Source organism: Ligilactobacillus apodemi DSM 16634 = JCM 16172 (assembly GCF_001434405.1).
Taxonomy (GTDB): domain Bacteria; phylum Bacillota; class Bacilli; order Lactobacillales; family Lactobacillaceae; genus Ligilactobacillus; species Ligilactobacillus apodemi.
The window spans coordinates 1-205 of sequence record NZ_AZFT01000010.1 but is presented as its reverse complement, the minus strand read 5'-3'; the positions used below and the strand labels follow the sequence as shown (position 1 = coordinate 205).

The 205-nt window shown below is 46.3% G+C and carries 1 protein-coding gene; it reads right to left on the bottom strand.

The features are described 5' to 3' along the window. A partial coding sequence (locus FC32_RS10825; protein ID WP_268871568.1) for a hypothetical protein occupies positions 1–205 on the bottom strand: 205 nt, incomplete at both ends.

Here is a 205-nt window from a genome sequence, read left to right as displayed (position 1 = left end):
TGAATCATTAAGTACAAGCGAATCCACATCGACCTCATTGAGCGAGTCAGCAAGCGTAAGTGAATCAGCGTCAACGTCATTGAGCGAATCATTAAGCACAAGTGAATCCACCTCAACATCGTTGAGCGAATCAGCAAGCGCAAGTGAGTCAACAAGCACCTCATTGAGCGAATCAGAAAGCGCCAGTGAATCCACATCAACATCC